The sequence below is a fragment of the Bradyrhizobium sp. USDA 4541 genome, assembly GCF_024171085.1.
GTDB classification, from domain to species: domain Bacteria; phylum Pseudomonadota; class Alphaproteobacteria; order Rhizobiales; family Xanthobacteraceae; genus Bradyrhizobium; species Bradyrhizobium australafricanum.
On the sequence record NZ_JALJZF010000001.1, the window covers coordinates 8,735,449 to 8,754,700 of the forward strand.

The 19,252-nt window shown below is 58.9% G+C and carries 10 protein-coding genes, 1 pseudogene and 1 riboswitch; of the genes and pseudogenes, 3 read left to right on the forward strand and 8 right to left on the reverse strand.

Annotation, left to right across the window (positions count from 1 at the left end; translation table 11 throughout):
- Positions 1-1,064: 1,064 nt before the first annotated feature.
- The 6 genes from J2R80_RS41300 to J2R80_RS41325 all read right to left on the reverse strand — a co-directional run bounded on the left by J2R80_RS41300 (position 1,065) and on the right by J2R80_RS41325 (position 11,678).
- Positions 1,065-1,271 carry a hypothetical protein gene (locus J2R80_RS41300; RefSeq protein ID WP_253640774.1) on the reverse strand — a complete coding sequence of 69 codons (207 nt, stop codon included), beginning with the start codon at positions 1,269-1,271 and terminating at the stop codon, positions 1,065-1,067.
- Positions 1,272-3,402: 2,131 nt separating this feature from the next.
- Entirely contained in the window at positions 3,403-5,631 is a 2,229-nt protein-coding gene (locus tag J2R80_RS41305) for a hypothetical protein (protein WP_253640775.1), read from the reverse strand.
- Between the two features lie 583 nt (positions 5,632-6,214).
- A complete protein-coding gene (locus J2R80_RS41310) occupies positions 6,215-6,556 on the reverse strand; it encodes a hypothetical protein (RefSeq protein ID WP_253640776.1) in 342 nt (113 codons plus the stop codon).
- A 295-nt stretch (positions 6,557-6,851) separates the two neighbouring features.
- Entirely contained in the window at positions 6,852-8,090 is a 1,239-nt protein-coding gene (locus tag J2R80_RS41315) for a cytochrome P450 (RefSeq protein ID WP_253640777.1), read from the reverse strand.
- A 586-nt stretch (positions 8,091-8,676) separates the two neighbouring features.
- The gene (locus tag J2R80_RS41320; RefSeq protein ID WP_253640778.1) at positions 8,677-9,711 is read right to left on the reverse strand and encodes a ribonucleotide-diphosphate reductase subunit beta; all 1,035 of its coding nucleotides are present in this window, start codon (positions 9,709-9,711) and stop codon (positions 8,677-8,679) included.
- A 29-nt stretch (positions 9,712-9,740) separates the two neighbouring features.
- On the reverse strand, positions 9,741-11,678 hold the full coding sequence (locus tag J2R80_RS41325) for a ribonucleoside-diphosphate reductase subunit alpha (RefSeq protein WP_253641092.1): 1,938 nt from the start codon (positions 11,676-11,678) through the stop codon (positions 9,741-9,743).
- A 95-nt stretch (positions 11,679-11,773) separates the two neighbouring features.
- Positions 11,774-11,990, reverse strand: a riboswitch (cobalamin riboswitch).
- Between the two features lie 1,371 nt (positions 11,991-13,361).
- Here J2R80_RS41325 and J2R80_RS41330 point away from each other — a divergent pair.
- Both J2R80_RS41330 and J2R80_RS41335 read left to right on the forward strand, forming a co-directional pair.
- On the forward strand, positions 13,362-14,243 hold the full coding sequence (locus tag J2R80_RS41330) for a radical SAM/SPASM domain-containing protein (protein WP_253640779.1): 882 nt from the start codon (positions 13,362-13,364) through the stop codon (positions 14,241-14,243).
- A 380-nt stretch (positions 14,244-14,623) separates the two neighbouring features.
- Complete coding sequence (locus J2R80_RS41335) at positions 14,624-16,933, forward strand: hypothetical protein (protein ID WP_253640780.1); 2,310 nt, start codon at positions 14,624-14,626, stop codon at positions 16,931-16,933.
- Positions 16,934-17,072: 139 nt separating this feature from the next.
- On the opposite strand, the gene J2R80_RS41340 is transcribed toward J2R80_RS41335, so the two are convergent.
- Complete coding sequence (locus J2R80_RS41340) at positions 17,073-17,249, reverse strand: hypothetical protein (RefSeq protein ID WP_253640781.1); 177 nt, start codon at positions 17,247-17,249, stop codon at positions 17,073-17,075.
- A 49-nt stretch (positions 17,250-17,298) separates the two neighbouring features.
- Between J2R80_RS41340 and J2R80_RS41345 the strand changes: the two are divergent.
- A pseudogene (locus tag J2R80_RS41345) lies at positions 17,299-17,568 on the forward strand (DUF4172 domain-containing protein); the annotation flags it as partial.
- Between the two features lie 19 nt (positions 17,569-17,587).
- On the opposite strand, the gene J2R80_RS41350 reads toward J2R80_RS41345, so the two are convergent.
- The gene (locus J2R80_RS41350; protein WP_253604517.1) at positions 17,588-19,180 is read right to left on the reverse strand and encodes an IS66 family transposase; all 1,593 of its coding nucleotides are present in this window, start codon (positions 19,178-19,180) and stop codon (positions 17,588-17,590) included.
- Positions 19,181-19,252 lie beyond the last annotated feature (72 nt).

The window sequence follows — 19,252 nt, forward strand, 5'->3', positions numbered from 1 at the left end:
CGCTATGGATCTCACCTTGAAGCGCGCCGAGGCAACATTAGGCAGGAGGTCTGAACTCAACGATTTTACCCGCGTTTTAATCTCGTCCCGGCCTTGGTGACAAAGCGGAGCTCAGCATGCGCGTTGCCTGATCGTTGTTAAGCACCCTGTCCTTATCCGCGCGATCCCAAAGCTCCTGTGGCGAAACTTGAACAGCTTCAGAGACCGGAACGCAACGGCTTTGATCAAATCGCAGTTGGCTTGGCCTTTGAACATAGCCGGACGCACACATGTGCTCGGTAAGTCTTGATCTTTACCGGCAGGTGAGCCTTGGAGGCTTACGGCGAGATAAATGTATTCGGGCGTTCTGAAGTTCGCGGCTATATTGGAAAGTATGGCATCCGGGGTGCTCAATCGGGAACACCGAGTAGCGACGTCCGCCTACATCGTCCGCCTGCCTCTTTGCCTTTGGCGCACCGATTTCGGAGTTGTCGGGATGCTCGCACGCGCGCCGCGATCCAGCGCACTTCTTTTCCTGTCCGCAGTGCTCCTCACAGACCGGCTGGCCGCGTCATCAAGAGCAGATTCAGCCAGCTCGACCAGGCGAAGCCTCATATGGGACGCGCCGAGTCGCCTGCGAGTCCCAGACCGCGTTCAGTTTCTCCGACGGCTTTGCAGTGCCCGCCGATCGACGACGAGGTTCCTAAGGTTCAGGTCTGGCTGCGGACCTTCTGCTAATCGACTGACCAGTGCCCGCGTGCCATCAACCACGACGACGCCGCAGTCGTACTGATTGCTCTGCTGGCTTATGGGCGCGTCTTGCAGGTTGGCCCCGACTCGTTCAGCGATCCTGCTGCGTATCATTATATCCTAGAACTGAGTCATAGTGATAGGTAACGAGCCGAACGCGGCGATCCACCAGCAGGAACGACCAATGGGAGCCAAGGCGATTGAGGTCTGTAGCGCTAGCATCATTCACCGGCAAGAACGGGAAGTCGGCTGTAGCCGGAGGAGGAGGACGCGACCGCTGTCCAGCTAGCGGCCGGCGCCTCTATCCTCGTTCTATGCTTGGTTGTCTTCCGTCGTTAGTGCTGCACGCACGAGGGATCGGTCAAACAGAAGAATAAGTCGCAGATACCATCCAACGGGTCATCCGCGCATTGAGGATATGACGTATCGGCTACCTGCACCTTGGTGGCGACCGGTTGGGCGGCAACCTCAGCAACAAAGGTCGGCACCGCCGGCGTTCCAAGCGTGAAGGCGCTCGCAGTCACAATCACGAATTTTTTCATTCTAGAGTCGCTTCCCTAGGTTGGCCCCAGCCGTCCGCCACGTCTATATGACCTCACCGCAAGTGGTAAAATTGATTTTCTTGATTGGGTCTATCTACGGAATGGATACGTTCGGATATCTCGGCAGGGCCTCGCCTTAAGTCAATCGGAGTCAGCGGAGCCGTTTATGCTCGAGCTCTCGCCCAGCCATCGAAGCTATCGATACATCTGTCGAAGCATTGATCCTGGCATTGCATTGGTTGGGACTGCACGGGTTTCCCGACGGCCCCTGCGTCACTTTCCGGATGAGCGTATACGCGATTTCTTCACCGCCGATACGACCGATTGCGGAGATCGCTCTACTAGTTCCTTTTTCTTATGGCTACGCTGCAGGCCAGACCGCAAGGCTTTCGCCGCTGTAGTGCCAAGTCTGGTGCAGCACCGGGCAAGTTAGTCCCTACGACCTCATCAACCGAATGAAATCGTTGAGGCCAAGATTCACGATCGCGAGGATTGAACGACCGATCCGGGCAAAGCAGATTCCCCTATGCACGTGCACAAGGTTTCATAAAATCGTTCCCTCGGGTTGAACGATCTCGATCGAACAACAACACGCCATCTTGGCGGCGTCCTTGATGTTGGCCTGAGGCCACGGCAAAGGCGCTGCCCGACGCCGTTCCAGGTCGCCGAGCCCACGCGAATCCTCGCGCTCCGTCAGGAATCCCAGCAGAGCACAATGTCGCTTCCACGCAACGCCAACCGGTCACGAGCCCGATGGCTGTGACAAGCTCGGCTATTCCGACCAGAGCCAGCGTCTCGAGCGGCACTTTCGGGCCATCGATTCACGATCGATGCAAGCCTGCCTCGGCAGCCTTCCTTACGCAACTCAAGCTCAGGATCGTTGCGCCTCCGCCGGGCCGCATCTGCCCGACTTTCGCACTGCCGGATTTAGCGACGATGGCGCCATCTCGCCAAAGTCAGCTCTGCGATGAACAATGGACGGGCGCCACAGTCGCAAGGGCTGGATCTTCAAGCAATGAAACTCGTCAGCTGATCGACAGCTAAACCCTCTAGCATGAGACCATCTCTATCCGGACAAGGCTAGGCTTGTGAGCGATACCCCAACCGAGGAGCGCGAGGTACTGTTTCTGGGCGGGAATCTGGATGACTATCGGACCGCTAGCGAATTGAATCCATACAGAAAGTCAAAGACGAGAGGCTGAGGCTAAAGGGTGCGAGAAAGCGCGACATCTCTTGTTGCGCTGCTCGGAAAAATCGGAAGCAGCGTTCGCGGCATCTATAATGCCTGATCGGAGTGGCCAGCGGGGGAGCTGACCGGGTAGCGTACGTCGACCATCAAAGTTTCCGCCGAGATCTGTATCGTCTTCAAATTCGTCGCACTTGTCGTCGTTGGGAAGCGAGGTATTTCGCTCGCCGATAGCCCAATATGCTCCATTATAATCGCCATAGCTCCCGCTCGGTCTGACAGCAATGCCAGCAGAGCACAACGAGCTTCCCGCCACCCCGACGCGGTCGTGGCCGTCACAGGATCAGTATTTGCAGAGAAGCAGCTCCGCCCTCACCGGCTGGGACAATCGGAAGAACGAAAAGCCCCAGCACCTTCTGGGGGGCCTGGAGGCCGGGATGCTGGGGCTCTCGTCGCCTTATCCAAGCAAAAGGATAGGCAGGCTCATTGTGCATTGCGAAGTCGATTCGTCAAACCAGAGCGCATAGTTTTCTATTGGCATGCCAACCATCGGAAGCAGTCCCTCTGGAGGTTTACTTGTCAGTTGGCGACGCACATGCAGGCCTTTCGCGACGAGCGCGACGACATCCGACCGTATCGTCATCGGGATCACGCACATGAGGATTTTCTCCTGCTGCCGCGCTCAGCGGCTGGCTTCGTGCCCACGCGCCGATCTTCGGCGTCACCAATGGCCTCATAGAGAGCTTACTTGCCCGCGATCGAAAATGATCCGGCTCCCCGGCCGACGAGCCTCTCGTGGATTTGGTGCGTGTTCTCTTCCTCCGCGCTCCATCCTTTGGGAGATGGAGCCTGAGGAGCCCGGTGCGGCTCAGGTAATCCGCCGAGCCGATCTGGAGGCATGAAAGCTGCCATCGAACGGCATGCTGCCGCAAGACAAGAAGCTGACTAGATTCCCAGTCGCCCCATCTGCGCTGACACGTGCCCAGCATCGGGAAGGTGGTACAACGCCTGGCCGCCAGCTGCGGTGCTCAACAAGGACTTGCAAAACGCAGGTGTGAGCTTGCCGCGGTGGATCACGACGTTGTTGTGCCCCTCGGCGGCTCGAGCGTTCTGCCAGTGCCGATTATAGCCGCGCTGTTCATCGGACTTCACGTGGCAAGCGGCGAAGTCACGTTCCCCCAGCATTGCCAATTGCCAGGCATGTACCGGCCGCTTGGTATGGATGTGCACCCACATCGGGCTTGGCCTCGCACCACTGCTCAGCGCCTTTGGCTGCAGCTTGACCTCGAACAGCTTCCCTGGCTCTCCCTGCAAGGCGCGCGGTGGATCGACTGGCGCCAAATCCCCCGCCGCCCGCAATTGTTCAAGGTACCTTTGCGACGGAAACGCATAGGTCTTCATGCAATCGCTCGTGATTGCCGCCTTTCGCCCGCTCAGTGAGTTTGCCTGCCCCTGCACCTCGGACCGCATCGCCTTGAGCCGAAATATTTTTTCGTGCACTTCGGGCACTTGCGCCGGCGTGAGCAGGCCCCGGCGGCGAGGCTCCTCCAGCGCGGCTATACAGGCCTCAATCTCAGTAGCCTGCGTCTGCAAGCGCTTACTGACGAGATCCAAGACGTGGTCGGCGTCCTCGGGCTTCATCTGGCGCGCTTGCGAGACGGCACTTTGTTGAGCCGGCAGATCGAATTGCAGCAGTTCGTCCAGTCGCTCAAGTAATCCCGCCAGCGCTTTCCTTGAGGGCGGAGCCTGCCACATCTGGAGGTGCTCGGTAGCAGAGGTTGAGGCGCTCGCGCGTGCCTCCGCCGCGGTCACGAGTTTTTTGGTACCGAGGTCCGAGAGCACGATAACCTTGCCGGTCGGGGCCGTGGCCGCATCGGGCCTGGCGAGTTGCGGCTCGGGTGGGCGGGCCGTCGAACTCCCCTCGCCTGCGGCCGCTGCGCGCCTTCCTTTGCCCTTTCTGCGCGCTCTGCTGCTTTCACCCACCATGGCGGTATTTTCCGCCAGCGCAGGCCGGACCGGCGGTTCAATTGTGGCTGCCAACTTTGGCTGCACTGCCAGCAACCGCATGACTTCGTTCGCCGTAAGCCACGCACCTTCCACGATCTGGTCCAGCAACTGCAACGGAAGGTCAGCTCCTGATCCGGCTTCCCTCAGCGTGGCAACCATGGAACTCACTCCTGGAGCGAACTCCGAAAGCCGCTCCATGACACCTTCTAGAACGGCGCGATGCTCGGCGTCGAGCGGTGCCCCGTTGCTGTACATAACGGCATGGCCGGTCGAGACAAATGCTGGGAAAACATCTTCGATGAAGGTCCCGAGCAGACGCACACGCCCGTTCTCGTCCATGAGGGCCTTGTGTGTGTCTGGTTCCAACGTGCTCGCTTGCGACTTAATCAAGAACTCCGCCAGAGCTATGCGCGATTGCAGATACATGCACTTCATATTGAGCGCGCAGCCGGTGTGCAGCCTTAATGCGGCCTCTTCGGCCTTGCGCATCTCGGGCGTAGCGCTTGGCAAGTCTGCAGTAGCTGCGCAGACCGATTGCATCCGCTCCGCGCGCAGTGCCTTCTTTCCCCACCACTCCATGTGGGCCGCATGATGTTCCGCCACGCTTGCGACCGAGCGGCTCAGCTGGTAGGGCGTAGCGATGCCTTTCAACCTCTCGAACCAACTTAGCGCTTCTTTTCTCTTCTTCTCCACTTGCTCAACAATCTGCCTGGCCACGGTGTTACATTGGGTGGCTGCGTCAAGGACGTCATCGCGGAGAAGGCGGGCCCGATCGTCGGGCAGAATGCGACGCGCCAAATTTGGGGGCAGATCGGCGTAGTAGTCCAGAGCTGCTGAGCCTGCCCTGACGACTTGGTCGATCAGCTCTTGCGCCTCGGGCAAGTCCCGGCCGTGCATGGCCGCTCGACGACAAATTTCAAGTTCCTCAAGGAGACTCTCCAATCTTTGCCTTGCTGCTCTGATCTCGTCCCGCGTTGGCGCCACCACATCTGAATCTTGTGGCTGGCTCGCGAGCGGCGCGGCCCGCTCCTGAAGCCCGGAGCGCATCCGCTCCACGACGGCGTCGAAGGATTGACTGCGGTCTCCAGTGACGCCGCCGAGTTCCCCGGTGCTGTCGGCTGCTGCCGCCCCAACGTGCGATTTCCCGGATCGGCCAATGCCCGTCATGCTTTATCTCCGATTAAGTCGACGATGTGCAGCCTGTCTGGATAGACCGCTTGGCTGACGAGTAGCTGACCAAGAGCGTTCTCCAGGGATGCGATCCTCGCAGCTCCTGTGTTGCTGCGGGGATAACCGCGTGAGTTGCGGGATAATCAGCTGAAGCACGACCGCGGACTAACCTGTCCTGGTCGTGATCTGCTTTGTCGAATGCGGCAATACCGGCCGCGAGGCGATCCGTGGTCATCTTGGCTCCAGGCCAGTCGTGTGTTCACACGAACTGGACGAAGCCATCCAAATGCTGGAGAGCACCAGGCAATGCTCGCTCATAGCGAATTGTGGTCAGGCAGAAACTGGCCAGCGTAGATCGATCAAGACCTTACGGCCGCCGCACGCATCTCACGATCCGGCAAGCAGACTTCGAGAAGAGTTTACGAAGCCAACGGCCACGCACCGACCGTGATGAAATGTTGAAAGCCGGTCAGCAACAACATTGGCCCCGTGCGAAGCGAGCAGAACCGACATTGCGCAGGTCCTTTTCAAACTACATCTCGCCAAAGCCGGCACCCATCCATGCTCAATCAGAATTCCCTCATAGACATATGGCAGCGAGCGTACCAAGCGCACCGAGCAACAGCCCGATCAGCGAACCGGTTGTCGGAACGTCTCCAAAGAGGAGAAGGGTGAGTATCGGCTCCACCACCAGAATAGCTCCCACCGATATTGCGACAATAATCCAGATATTCTTCAGATGCGTGTAGCCCAGCGCGTATCCGAAAACGAGAAGGATGCCACCGAAAGATATCAGCAGAAACATCGGCAGGAGCATTGTCACATCCCCGCCGGATTTTCCAAACCGCCTTGAGGCAATCAACTCGGCGATGATCGAAATCGCTTCTCCAAGGAAAATCGCTGCCACCGCTACAATCTTCAATATCAAGCTCATCGACCTTTACGGTTGCAGCTATCCAAGGCGGCCCGAAGATGGGGCTTTGAGGCGCCGTTGGCGTTGCCCTTTTCGCTTGTCATGCGCCGGCAAGGCCGCCCGGCCCGCTACACCTGTCGCTCCTTACACGAGCTCCACAACGCCTGCCCGGTTGCCGACCGGATCCCGACATGCAGCGATTGTTTGGCGCCGATCAAGCCGCTTTCGCTACCTGCGGCAACGAAAGCGGTTCAAGACAAACCCAACCGCACCGCGTGCCGTCTGCCACCGACGCGATCAGGGACTAGGCTGCAATCTGCACGGGCAGCGCGGAATAGCCGTGAACGAAGTTTGACGCGATTCGCTCGGGCTCGCCGACAACCCTGACGTCCAGCCCTGCACGCAATATTTCCTCCCAGAGGATATTCAACTGCAATTGCGCAAGATGCCGACCAACGCACCGATGGATACCAAATCCGAACGACAGATGCTGCCGCACATTCTTGCGGTCGATCACAAAGCTATCGCCATTCTCGATGATTTCTTCATCCCGGTTGCCAGAGATGTACCACATAACGACCTTGTCGCCCTTGCTGATCTGCTTTCCACCCAGAATGCAATCTGCCGCGGCGGTGCGGCGCATATGGGCGATCGGTGTCTGGTATCGAATAATCTCGGACACGGCGCCCGACACCAGCCGCGGATTGTCGCGCAGTTTTCGCAGCTCGCCGGGGTACTGATTCATGAACAGGACGCCGCCGGTCATCGAGTTGCGGGTGGTGTCGTTGCCTCCGACGATCAGCAGGATTAGATTGCCGAGAAACTCATCCGGCTCCATATGGCGCGTGTCGGGCGAATGTGCCATCAAGGAAATCAGGTCCAGCCGCGGCTCGGCATTAATGCGCTCGTTCCAAAGTCGTGTGAAATACTCAAGACATCCGGACAGGATTGTCCTTCGCTTTTCCCAGCTGTCGATGGCATGGCCGGCTCTCGGAGGTGTGACAGCTACATCTGACCAATAGGTCAGGAGCCGACGGTCTTCGAAGGGAAAGTCGAAAAGCGTGGCGAGCATCTGCGTCGTCAGCTCGATCGAGACCATATTCACCCAATTGAACGGATCATTGCGCGGCAAGCCGTCCAGAATCACCCTGACCCTCGAGCGGATCAGACTTTCAAGCTTCGCCAGGTTGTCCGGTGCAACTATCGGACTTACGGTGTTGCGCTGCCGGGCGTGTTTTGGAGGGCCCATCTTGATGAAGCTCGGCGTCCAGTGCTCGTCAGGCACGTCGACGATCGTGACACCCTGCTCTGATGAGAATGCCTTATGGTTTGTATCCACCGCGACAATATCGCGGTACTTCGTGACGGACCAATAGGGGCCATAGCGGCTGTCTTGGCAGTAGTGAACGGGATCCTCCCTTCGCAGCCGCTCGAAGTACCCCCATATGCTGTCATCCTGAAAGCGCTTGGCTTCGCTTACATCCAGCTTGCTCAGCGGGATACTCGACGCCCCATCGGCTCTACGTGCCGATCTCGCTTTCATGATGGGCTCCGCAGATTTTGCTCATTCGAGAGCATACGGGTCCGCATAGTTGCTATCCCCGACCGCCCTGGTGTGTTGGTTGCGAGCATGTCCTCGCTCCAACAGAGTATCTCAAAGCGCGAGGCGGCCTCTCCTACCATTTCCGGCAGTCAGAACCGCATTGACTTTCCATATCGATCTGTTTGTGGCTGGCCGAGAGCCATCATCCCATGGTTCGGCGCCAGGGCTGCGCTGTAAAGGGGCGCAAGTTCAGAACGCAGCTCCGCCACCCGCATGCCGCGAGGCTAAGCTTGTCAAACTCGCAACACATACGCGTTTGAGCGCCGGCCGCGTGCGCAGGTTCACTATCGACTGCCTGCTCTGTCGACGCCATGACGGCCGATCCTCCACAAGCATAAGGACCTCAGCGACTGATGGTGAGTGGCGCCAGATCCAGTGGCTTTGCTGTCACGGGTCTGCGATAATCATTTCGAGCGGACCAGATCGATGTCACGCGATGTGGCCTTGCTGCGCGGTCTCCAGCGGACTTTCGCGAAAAATCCTAGGTGCACCAGAATCGAAGCGCAAAAGCGTTGTTGCGTTCGTGCTAGATACGGCCGAAAGTAGCCCATACTCCCTCTTCGCCATCCCAGCTGCCGCGGCTCGCTGCCTTGGAGTACTCCGTAGCGCGCTGCTCGAAGAAGTTGGCGTGCTCGACCCCATTGAGGATCTCGACCAGCCAGGGCAATGGATGCGGCTTGAGCTGGGTAAACCCGCTCTGACCAGCCTCAAAAAAATCGAAGACCGGGGTAATCCCGAGCTGGGTCAGCCGCCAATCGGCGACATAGCGGACATAGGCATGGATCTGCTCAGGGCGCATGCCGTCGATCTCGCCGAGACCAAAGGCGAGATCAACGAAGTTTTCCTCCAGCTTCACCATGGTCCTGGCGACATCGATGATGTCGTCGCGAACGGAGCTCGTCACCGCGCCAGTTTCGCGGTGCCATTCGTGAAATAGCTTGATGATGCCCTCGCAGTGGAGACTCTCGTCGCGCACTGACCAGCTTACGATTTGTCCCATGCCGTTCATCTTGTTGTGCCGCGGAAAGTTAAGCAGCATGGCAAAGCTCGCGAACAAAGCCATGCCTTCAGTAAAGGCACCGAACATGGCCAGGGTGCGAGCGACGTCGGCCACAGTATGGACGCCGAATTCGTGCATGTAGTCAGCCTTGGCGCGCATCTGCGCATAGCCGCGGAATGCCTCGAACTCGGCCTTGGGCATGCCAAGCGTCTTGAGCAACAACGCATAGGCGTCAATATGGACGGTCTCCATATTGGTGAAGGCAGCCATCATCATCTGCACGGTGAGCGGCTGGAAAATCGGGATGTAGCGTTTGAGATAATTGTCACCGACCTCGATGTCCGATTGAGTGAAGAAGCGGAATATCTGGGTGAGCAGCGCGCGCTCGTTGGCAGTGACACGATCCGACGCCCAATCCTTGAGGTCGGAGCCGAGCGGAACCTCCTCGCCCATCCAATGGGTCTGCTGCTGACGCTTCCAGAACTCGTAAGCCCAGCCATAGCGATCAACGTCATAGCTTCCGGTCGAGTCCAGGAGGCCGACCCGTCCCTTGCCGATCAACGTGCGCGGATCGACAGCCGAGAGGTCAATCACTGACATGCAAGGCACTCCTCATAGTCGGTGCGCTGCGGCTGCGGTCGTTCCGCCTCGTCACGGCCGCTGATTTTGCCGGCGAACGCTGCGCGCGAGATCGACTTCGAACGGCAGTAATAGAGGCTTTTCAATCCGCGCTCCCATGCCGTCCAATGCAGCATATGGAGATCCCACTTATCGACGTCGGCCGCCAGATAGAGGTTGATCGATTGACTCTGGCAGATGAACGGCGCGCGGTCGGCGGCGAGCTCGATGATCCAGCGCTGGTCAATCTCGAAAGCGGTGCGAAAGATCGCTTTCTCGTGCTCCGAGAGGATGTCGAGATGAGCGACCGATCCCTCGTGCGCTATGATCGACTGCCATATCGCCGGGGTGTTGGCGCCCTTGGCCGTGAGTACCCTGGCGAGATGCGGATTGCGCACCGAGATGGCGCCAGACAATGTCTTATGGGTGTAAATGTTGGCCGGGACTGGCTCGATGCAAGCGCTCGTGCCGCCGCAGATAATGCTGATCGAGGCGGTCGGCGCAATTGCGATCTTATGGCTGAATCGCGCCATCACGCCGCGTTCCAGCGCATCCGGGCAAGGGCCGCGCTCGCGAGCGAGCGTCACCGACGCCGCGTCGGCATCCCGCCGGATTTTCCGGAACATGTTCAGATTGAACGACTTGGCCAGGACGCTCTCCATCGGAATGCCCTTGGCCTGAAGGAACGAGTGGAAGCCCATGACGCCTAGGCCGACGGAGCGCTCGCGTAGGGCAGCATAGCGGGCACGCCTCATGCCCTCCGGCGCCACCGTGATGAAGTGGGTGAGCACGTTGTCAAGGAAACGCATGATGTCTTCGATGAAGCCCGGCTCCTCGCTCCACCGGTCCCATGTCTCGAGATTGAGCGATGAGAGACAGCACACCGCGGTGCGCTCCTCGTCGCGATGATCGATGCCGGTCGGCAGGGTAATTTCGCTGCACAAATTGGAGGTCGAGACCTTGAGGCCGAGGTCGCGCTGGTGCTTGGGAAGGGCGCGGTTCACGGTGTCGATGAACAAGAGATAAGGCTCGCCGGTCTGCAGCCGGTTCTCGAGGATACGTTGCCACAGCTGGCGAGCGTCGATCTCGCGAACCATTTCGCTGGTCTTTGGACTGCGAAGCGCGAACGCTGTCCCGGCTCGCACGGCATGCATAAATTCGTCAGTAACGTTGATGCCGTGATGCAGGTTGAGGCTCTTACGATTGAAGTCGCCGGACGCCTTCCGGATCTCAAGGAACTCCTCTATCTCGGGATGTTGGACATCGAGATAGACTGCCGCCGAGCCGCGCCGCAACGAGCCTTGACTGATCGCCAGCGTCAGGCCGTCCATGACGTGGATAAACGGGATGATGCCCGAGGTGACACCGCCCTTAACCTTCTCGCCGATCGAGCGAACATTCCCCCAGTAGGTACCGATGCCGCCGCCGTTGGAGGCAAGCCAGACGTTCTCGTTCCAGGCGCCGACAATACCTTCGAGCGAATCCGAGACCGAATTGAGGAAGCATGAAATGGGTAGACCACGCAAGCTGCCGCCATTCGAGAGCACCGGCGTCGCCGGCATGAACCACAGTCGGGACATTGCATCATATAGACGCTGAGCATGTGCAACATCGTCCGCAAACGCGCACGATACCCGCGCAAACATGTCCTGGACGCCTTCGCCCGCGAGCAGATAACGGTCGGTCAATGTCAGCTTGCCGAACGATGTCAGGAGGCTGTCGCGCGATCGATCAAGTGCAAGGTCGGACGGCTTTGGAGCTGGCGCGAGGGGACGCGGCAGCGGGGCCAGCGATGGAGGCGGCGCAACAGACCGCTGAAGCGGGGCAAGCGCTGCCTGTGCTTGCGCTGCCCGCACACTGGATGGTGTAACGAGATGACCCTGCTGATCGAAATCAAAAGACGGCGACATCGGCAACCCCGCGATGTTTGGAGCCGGGGCCACGGACGACTTGCAGGAGACAAACGTCCCTCAGTGCAAGCGCTCCACCGGGGCACCCCGCCCGAGGACGTTTGTTCTGTCGCGGCAGGTCTCCTGGCTTGCGGGTCGCTGCGGCTGTCGACCTTCCCGGCGCGTTTCTGCGCCAGTGGCCCATGATGACAACCGCTCACCGCTTACAGTTGCGGGGGCAGCCCCGGAGTAGCCGTTCGGCGCACCGGGTTCCCTCTTAGCTTCCTGTCCTACAAGATAAAGGATGGAAGAACCATGACAGATCTACATCTAGGCGTCACTTGCCGAGATTCGTCAAGTCTCGTTTGGGGTACATCAAGTCAGAAGAGGACACCGCGAAGTCAATGAATGGAGTGGCCGACGCCGAGCACCGGTATGTTCCGCTATCCATATACGTCCACCTGTGGCTGTTCAGGCAAATCAATCCAGAAATCCGGCCGACCATTCATCAGTCTATGCTGATCTGGAACGTAGATCCTACCAAAGGCTCTGAGACCGTTTTTTTCCGTTCCGATGAGTATGAGCGGATCTTCAGCTCAAGATCTTCGAAGCTATCAGCGTCAACGATCCAGATGAAATCGTGTCTAAGGCGCTGGAAAGCTATCATGGACGTAGCCGACGCAGTCAGCTCCTCGACACACGACGCTCCCCGTGCGATCTCGCTGCTCGAACGGCTGACGGCCCTGAAGAACACGAAAGCTCATCGAGCTCGCAGCGGCTAAGCCGCTGTAAGCGCGACGAAACCGGCTCCCTTCGTGAATTTACCGTCGGCGCAAGCCTTGTCTCACAATGAAGGAGCAAGTCCGCGGCGGCGCGTCCCACCGAGATCGCCTTGTCAATATCTTTCTAGCTAGTATAGCTGCTGTTCGGCGCGCATAGCAGATCGATTTGGTCGCGGCGCATCTAGGTCGCCGCCCTTCTGATCAATTCGGCACGTGCCCGGTGCATGTTTGTAGCGAACCAATTGTCTGGCCCATTCTCGCGATCTGCCGATAAAGGCTTCGCCTACTGTTCGGTGCCCAAAGAAGCCAGGTTGGTCCTACTCGGCCGCGTCCATCAGGATTTCCGGATCGTCGCGCCTCTCATCGCGCCCCAGAGCAATCTTCGCAACACGCGAAAGCCTCCAGGGCCGTGCTGGATCACGCCCGACGCGCTTGAATCGTACCCGACGTCATGTTGCAGGATTCGGCGCAAGCCACGACTGTTTGGCAAACAAGCTTGGCATTTCGGACGCGATCGGAACAACGTATGTCGCCTCTGGGCGGTCCCATGTCGGCGATTGACTGCTCGGTCCGGCGACACGGAGATGATGTGGTCCTCAGGATCGAGCACCTCCCGGAGCCCTATTTGCGGCTCTCCTCGACAACATCAAGAGCTGTCGAGCTGACGTGTTTCTGGAGGAAAGGAGGATGCTAGGCGCAGACATGGTGGTAGGCGGCAATCGACACCCAGAGAGAGGAGCGCCGGACTGGTCCTCCTGTACCCTGTTGTCGAAACCAGCGTGGCAAAGCACGGGCTTCATTCAAGGCATCTCGCCCAACGTCCAAACTCCGGTTGCGATCGTTTCAGGCAAGGCGCGACGCCGCGTTAGCTGCGCTCGATCTGCGGCAATTGCCTGCTCCGGCACCTGAAAGGACCAGATACATGACGGCATACCCTAGGGTCTTACAAGAGTTGCGTGTGGTTGAGCCCGGCCATCGGGTATTGGAGATAACCACGACCACCGGCTGCATCGTCAGATGTTCTTATTGCTCCCAGGACAAGTTTGCAGATCGCCAAAGGCCCGTATCCCAAGCCAAGCATCTGGGTGTTCAGGATTTCAAGCAATGTCTCTCACGCGTACCGACAGCTACTGGCATTAGTTTTTCCGGATATTCGGAACCCTGGTTGCATCCGCATTGCAGCACGATGGTTGAGCATGCTTACGCACGCGGCCACGACGTCCGGATCTTCACGACCCTTGTTGGAATGAACGGGACTGACGTTCGACGCCTGCAAATGCTCCGGTTCAAGACTTTCGTCGTGCACGTTCCCGACGACGGCACTTATATGAACAGCCGCCTCGTCGGAAAAAACTACATCAATGTCATGCGCCGACTGATTGAGGCAAACATTCCCTCGATTCAATTTGTGATCCTGGGTAAAATCCATCCTGATCTATCCGATGTAATCCCCGCCAAAAAGCTGCAACGCTTGCGGCCGCTGAGTAGCAGGCGAGGACATATAGATCCGAAAATGATCACCCCGCGGCAGCCGATCGCCGGCACCCTGACATGCAATGGGAAACAGCAACATCGGAATGTCCTTCTTCCAAACGGCGATGTTACTTTGTGCTGCATGGATTTTGAGCGGCGTCATGTCCTTGGGAATCTTTTGCGCGACGAGTACGAAGATCTGTTCGAAGGCCGGATATTTAGCGAAATCGCCGACCGCATGAACGGTACAGATGGCTTTCTGCTTTGCAGGACGTGTGAATTTGCCAAACCGGAGCCGGAATGCTGCAGGGCCCCTGCCCGCGCGCTGTGAGGAATGGCCATACCAATGGAAGCTCGCCGCACCAGCTGGACTAGAGGGGAGGGATTATCCGGCTGAAGGAGCGATACGCTCTCCTCTCATCAATCGCGAACTCGGCCAATGGCAGACCGATCATCACGATGACAGGCCTGGGATCGTCGCGATCGCGAGCTGAGCGTTGGATCGAGGTCCTCGCATCGCATTTCAGTTCGAACCTCAGTTGAAGGATTTGTCATCCTGCGCTCTCCTTTTCGCGACGCGAACACACAGCATCGCCTTGGGTGCCGCCCTTGTTCGCTATCATTCTCTGTCTTGCTTGGGGGCTACGTCAGGTTTTGGACAGCCACCGCTAGTACCGAGGCGCCGAGACCGATGCAAGCGGAGACGCGACCATGAACCAATTTGACAATATCAACCCTGCCGATAATCGTCCCGCTGCGTCCGAGACAACCGTGGAACAACGGCAACCGCAGCAAGCCTACTTTGAGCAGCAGCTGGCAGATGTGCAACAGCTGGGGCCTATATATGCTCACAGTCAGCTTTACGATGTCACTCAGGAAGACGATCGCCTGATCCAGGCAGCGTCTGGTGCGGCTCTCGAGCGAGGACCACCGCCTGGGCCGACAACCATCAGTATTTACGATCGCCGCCTTCGCAAGTTGGCTGAGGCGCTGAAGAAGGATGGCAAATCAATAGCGGCCCTCGATGATGATACGCTGCTCGATTGCGCCAAGAAGCTGCTGCCAAACGATAAGATTATCGCCCCAGCATTGTTGATTGTCAGCCGCTACCGCAAGCCTGGCGCCACCCTTCGGATCACGACACATTACCGTCCATCGAACGAAGACGAACGCCTCATTAGGAAGGCCGCCGAGGCAGGCTTCGGTCGAGGGATCGACGCGAAAACGGCCGGAAATTACGCAAGCTGCCTCCGGAAGTTGGCGTCAGCTCTCCGCCCCCTGTCCATTGCCAGGCTCAGTGCCGACAAGTTGCGCGGTCACGCCGATACTTTGTTCCCGAAAGACAAGAAACTCCTCTACGCTTTGAACAGACTCCGCGACTATCGCGCGGGCGTCAGGCAGGACAATTTGGAAGGACAAGGAGGTGGCTCGCATCCGCCAACTCAGCCGGCCGCGCGTTCGTCCATGCTGACTGTCGAGAACCAGCTTTTGGAGAATGCTGCGGATCAGGGCGTATTGCTGGCTGGCAATCTCAATGCTCCGGAGGTTTGGGGTGAAATGGATTTGGCCGCTCATTCTCCCCTACAAAGTGTCGCGCAGGATGTGCTTTTCGACAACGCGGCGCGGAGCGGGGAGCTTGCGGTCTCCGGCTTCGATGCACCGTTACTTTGGCAGGGAATGCGCGCCCCCGCTTTCTCGTCCGTACAGAGTTTTGCTCAGGAAGAGCTTTTCGATGCTACGGATCGCGAGAACCTGCTGGCAGCCGCGCCGTACGATCAATCGGCGCTTTGGCGAACGATGAGCTCAGCCTCCCGTTCGGACCTGCAAAGTGCCGACCAGGCGGAGCTTTTCCATGGCATTGATCGAGATGATTTGCTGCCAGGGATGACTTTCGATACACCGGAACTGGCGTCGCGGGTGAATCCGGTCGTCCCTTCGCCCGTGCAAAGCGCAGCCCAGGAGGAGCTTTTCGAAGCGGCCCTGGAGGGCTTCGTGGTCGCGGACGATCTTGTTGTTCCGGAACCGGACTCTACTGCCAACTTGCCCATTGAAAGTGCCGGCCGAGAAGAGTTTCTCGATGCTGCAACCTCACAGCCGAACTCGCGATTGCTGAACCTTGCCTCTGAACAATACTTCGCACGCATGATGGACCAAGGCGGTGCCGCCCCGGCCACAACGCCACTTCCAGTCAGCGAAAGCTTTGACGCTTCTTTGGTCGTTCCAGGTGACTTCTTCCACGGCAACCAGCCCGCGCCGGATATGATGCGCTCCAAATTGGGCCGTTGGGGTCTGTTACCGGACGCGACGCAGCCGGTGAAGACGTACGACATTCACGGTGAGCCCTATACGGCCGTGTTAGGACCCGGAGGGCACAATGATATTCAGCTTATTCATCTGCGCTCTCTCGCCGTCGGCGACACGTTTGATGTTTCATTCGCCGTGCCGAAGGACTTTTCCCATCGCACCCAGCCGGCTCCCGACACGATGCTTTCTAAGTTGGGTAATTGGGAGTTCTTGCCTGATGCGGAGTATCCGGTGATGAACTATGAGATTACCGGTGAACGCTACACGGCTGTGTTGGGACCGAAAGGGCCCAACGACGTTCAACTTATCCACCACCCTAGGTTCGCTTTGCGGGGTGAAGCTGCGCTTGCGACGCCGACGGCTCCCCCGCGTACCTATGGCGGCCCTGTATCCGGGTTTAATCCACCCGCCACGCTCGAATTACGAAAGGACGCTCCTTCGGCGCTGGGGCCAAACCTTCCATTGCCGTCTGCGGCTTCGGCATGGAGCCATCAGCCGGCCCCGCAAGTGCCTGAACTCGGAGAGTTGTTCGGCCAAGACTGGAGGCACGGCCCCCAAGAGGCTTCGCCTCTCGTGATCGACATGCTCCAGGACCTGGGCCTTTTGCCGAGCCAGGGTGTCCCCATGACCTGTTTTTTGATCCATGGTCAGCCCTACACGGCCGAAAGCCTACCCGGAGGCCGCATTCTTCTGTTTCATCGGCCGCAATTTGACTGAGTGAGGTGCTCGTTGGCACCTTGCACGGCTACTCAGGCCGCGAAACCATATCGAATCGTTTGCTTTCAGAGAACCTAAAACCGCAGGCGCGTCAGAGGAGAGCTCGGCAAACTTGTCTCCGCGAGCGCGGAGAAGACCTTCAAAGACGCCGCTGGACAGCTTCGCCTTCAACGTCGGTGACGGCCAACATGTCCTTCATATTGAGAATGTCGGCATAGAGATGGACACCGTCGACGCGGTAGGCGATGTTCGTCGACAGGTTGGCAAGCTTGGTGTCCCGGACATACTCCTTGATTTCGATATCCTTAAGCGGCAACGCGTCGATCTTGGCGCCAGTGCGCTTTGTCGCCCGATCCTTATTCCAATTGCGGCCTGCCTCTAAAGCTCCTGTTCAGCGCCACGTTCAAAGCATTGCTAATCGGCTCGCCGCAGTCCGCCACAAGCAGGGGCGCCTCATAGGCCGCATGGAGCGCCTAGGCTTCCCACTCAAAGCAGAAGCAACACTTCAAAGCCTCACCGAAGAAGTCGTGAAGTCCAGTGAGATCGAAGGCGAAGTCCTCGACCGCAACCAAGTGCGCTCGTCAATTGCTCGCCGATTGGGCCTGGACATTGGTGCGCCTACACCGGCTGACCGTAAGCGGCAAGCTGAGGCCGTCAGGCTGCGTGGTTCCATGGCATAAGCGCGTCGATTTGGCTGCTCGGCCAGCCGTTGGCGATACGCTGAAGTGTTAAGGCGAGCCAGGCGAACGGATCGACGTTGTTCATTTTCGCCGTCTGCAGCAGCGTTGCGATGGTCGCCCAGGTTCGTCCGCCGCCGTCGCTGCCAGCGAAGAGGCTATTCTTTCTCGTGATTGTTAGTGGCCTGATGGCGCGTTCGACGACGTTGGAGTCGAGCTCGATGCGACCATCGGTCAGGAAGCGTTCGAAGATGGCACGGCGCGAGACGGCATAGCGGATCGCCTCAGCCAGTTTTGATTTGCCGGAGATCCGCCGCAAGGTCTGCTGCCAGAGATCGAAGAGATCTGCGACGATCGCCGCGGAGGCTTGCCGGCGCGCGGCAACGCGAGCGTCGGGGCTTTGACCGCGCACGGTCTTCTCGACCTGCCAGAGCCTTGCCATCCGCTCGACCGTCGCCGTTGCCACTTCCGAGCTCCCTGCAACATGCAGCTCGTAGAACTTGCGTCTGCAGTGTGACCAGCAGCCAGCCAATGTGATGCCATCATTGCCGCGATCGGATCGCGCGAGCTTGTTATAGGCGGCATAGCCATCCACTTGCAGGATGCCGCGATAACCATTGAGATGGCGGACCGCGCATTCGCCGGAGCGGCTGTCTTCGAAGCGATAAGCCACCATCGGGGGACCGCTGCGGCCAAAGGTTCGGTCATCCCGGGCATAGGCCCATAAGTAGGCCGTCTTTGTCGATCCGGAGCCCGGAGCGAGCGTCGGCAAAGTGGTTTCGTCGGCAAAGACCCGTTCGGCCTTCTTGACCTCGCTGAAGATGTAGTCGGCCACGATCTCGAGCTCGAAGCCGAGCTTGCCCATCCATTGCGCCATCAGCTGGCGGTCGAGCTCGACATGATCGCGGGCGTAGATAGCCTCCTGCCGGTAGAGCGGCAGGCCATCGGCATATTTGGCGACGGCTATCTGGGCCAGAAGCGCTTCCGTCGGAATGCCTCCTTCAATGATATGGGCCGGGGCCGGCGCCTGGATGACGCCGTCCGCGTTCTTGAAGGCATACCTGGGACGGCGCGTGACGATCACCCGGAACTTCGCCGGCACCACATCCAGGCGCTCCGACACGTCCTCGCCGATCAGCACCTTCTGCTTGCCGGCATGCTCAGCCAGCTCTTCCGGCTCAATGACGGTTTCGATCCGTTCCAGATGGGGCGCAAAGCCCTTGCGCCGACGCGGTGCACGCTTGCCATCCGCCTGCGCACGGCCCTTGCTGACCTGGGCCTTGATCGCGGCGATGCCGGTCTCGATCTCCTCGAAGACGAGGGCCTGCTGTTCATCGTCGCCGTTCGCCGAGCCGAGCTTCTCCGATCGTCGGCCGAACCGGGCGCGGTCGAAGGCCTTCAGGATTTGCGTCAGCCGCTCGATGCGCGCATCGGCATCGGCGTTGCGGGCCTTGAGATCGGCGACTTCGCTCTCCAGAGCATCGGCGCGGGCCGCTTTCTCGGCCATGGCAAGCACCATGGCTTTCAGCGTCTCTACGTCATTCGGGAGGCTGAGATCGGGCGGCGTCATTGACCCGACCAGAGCACATTTTGCCCCGGTTCTCTTGCCCTTTCAGGCCGCTGATTCACTTCGCCGCAGTGC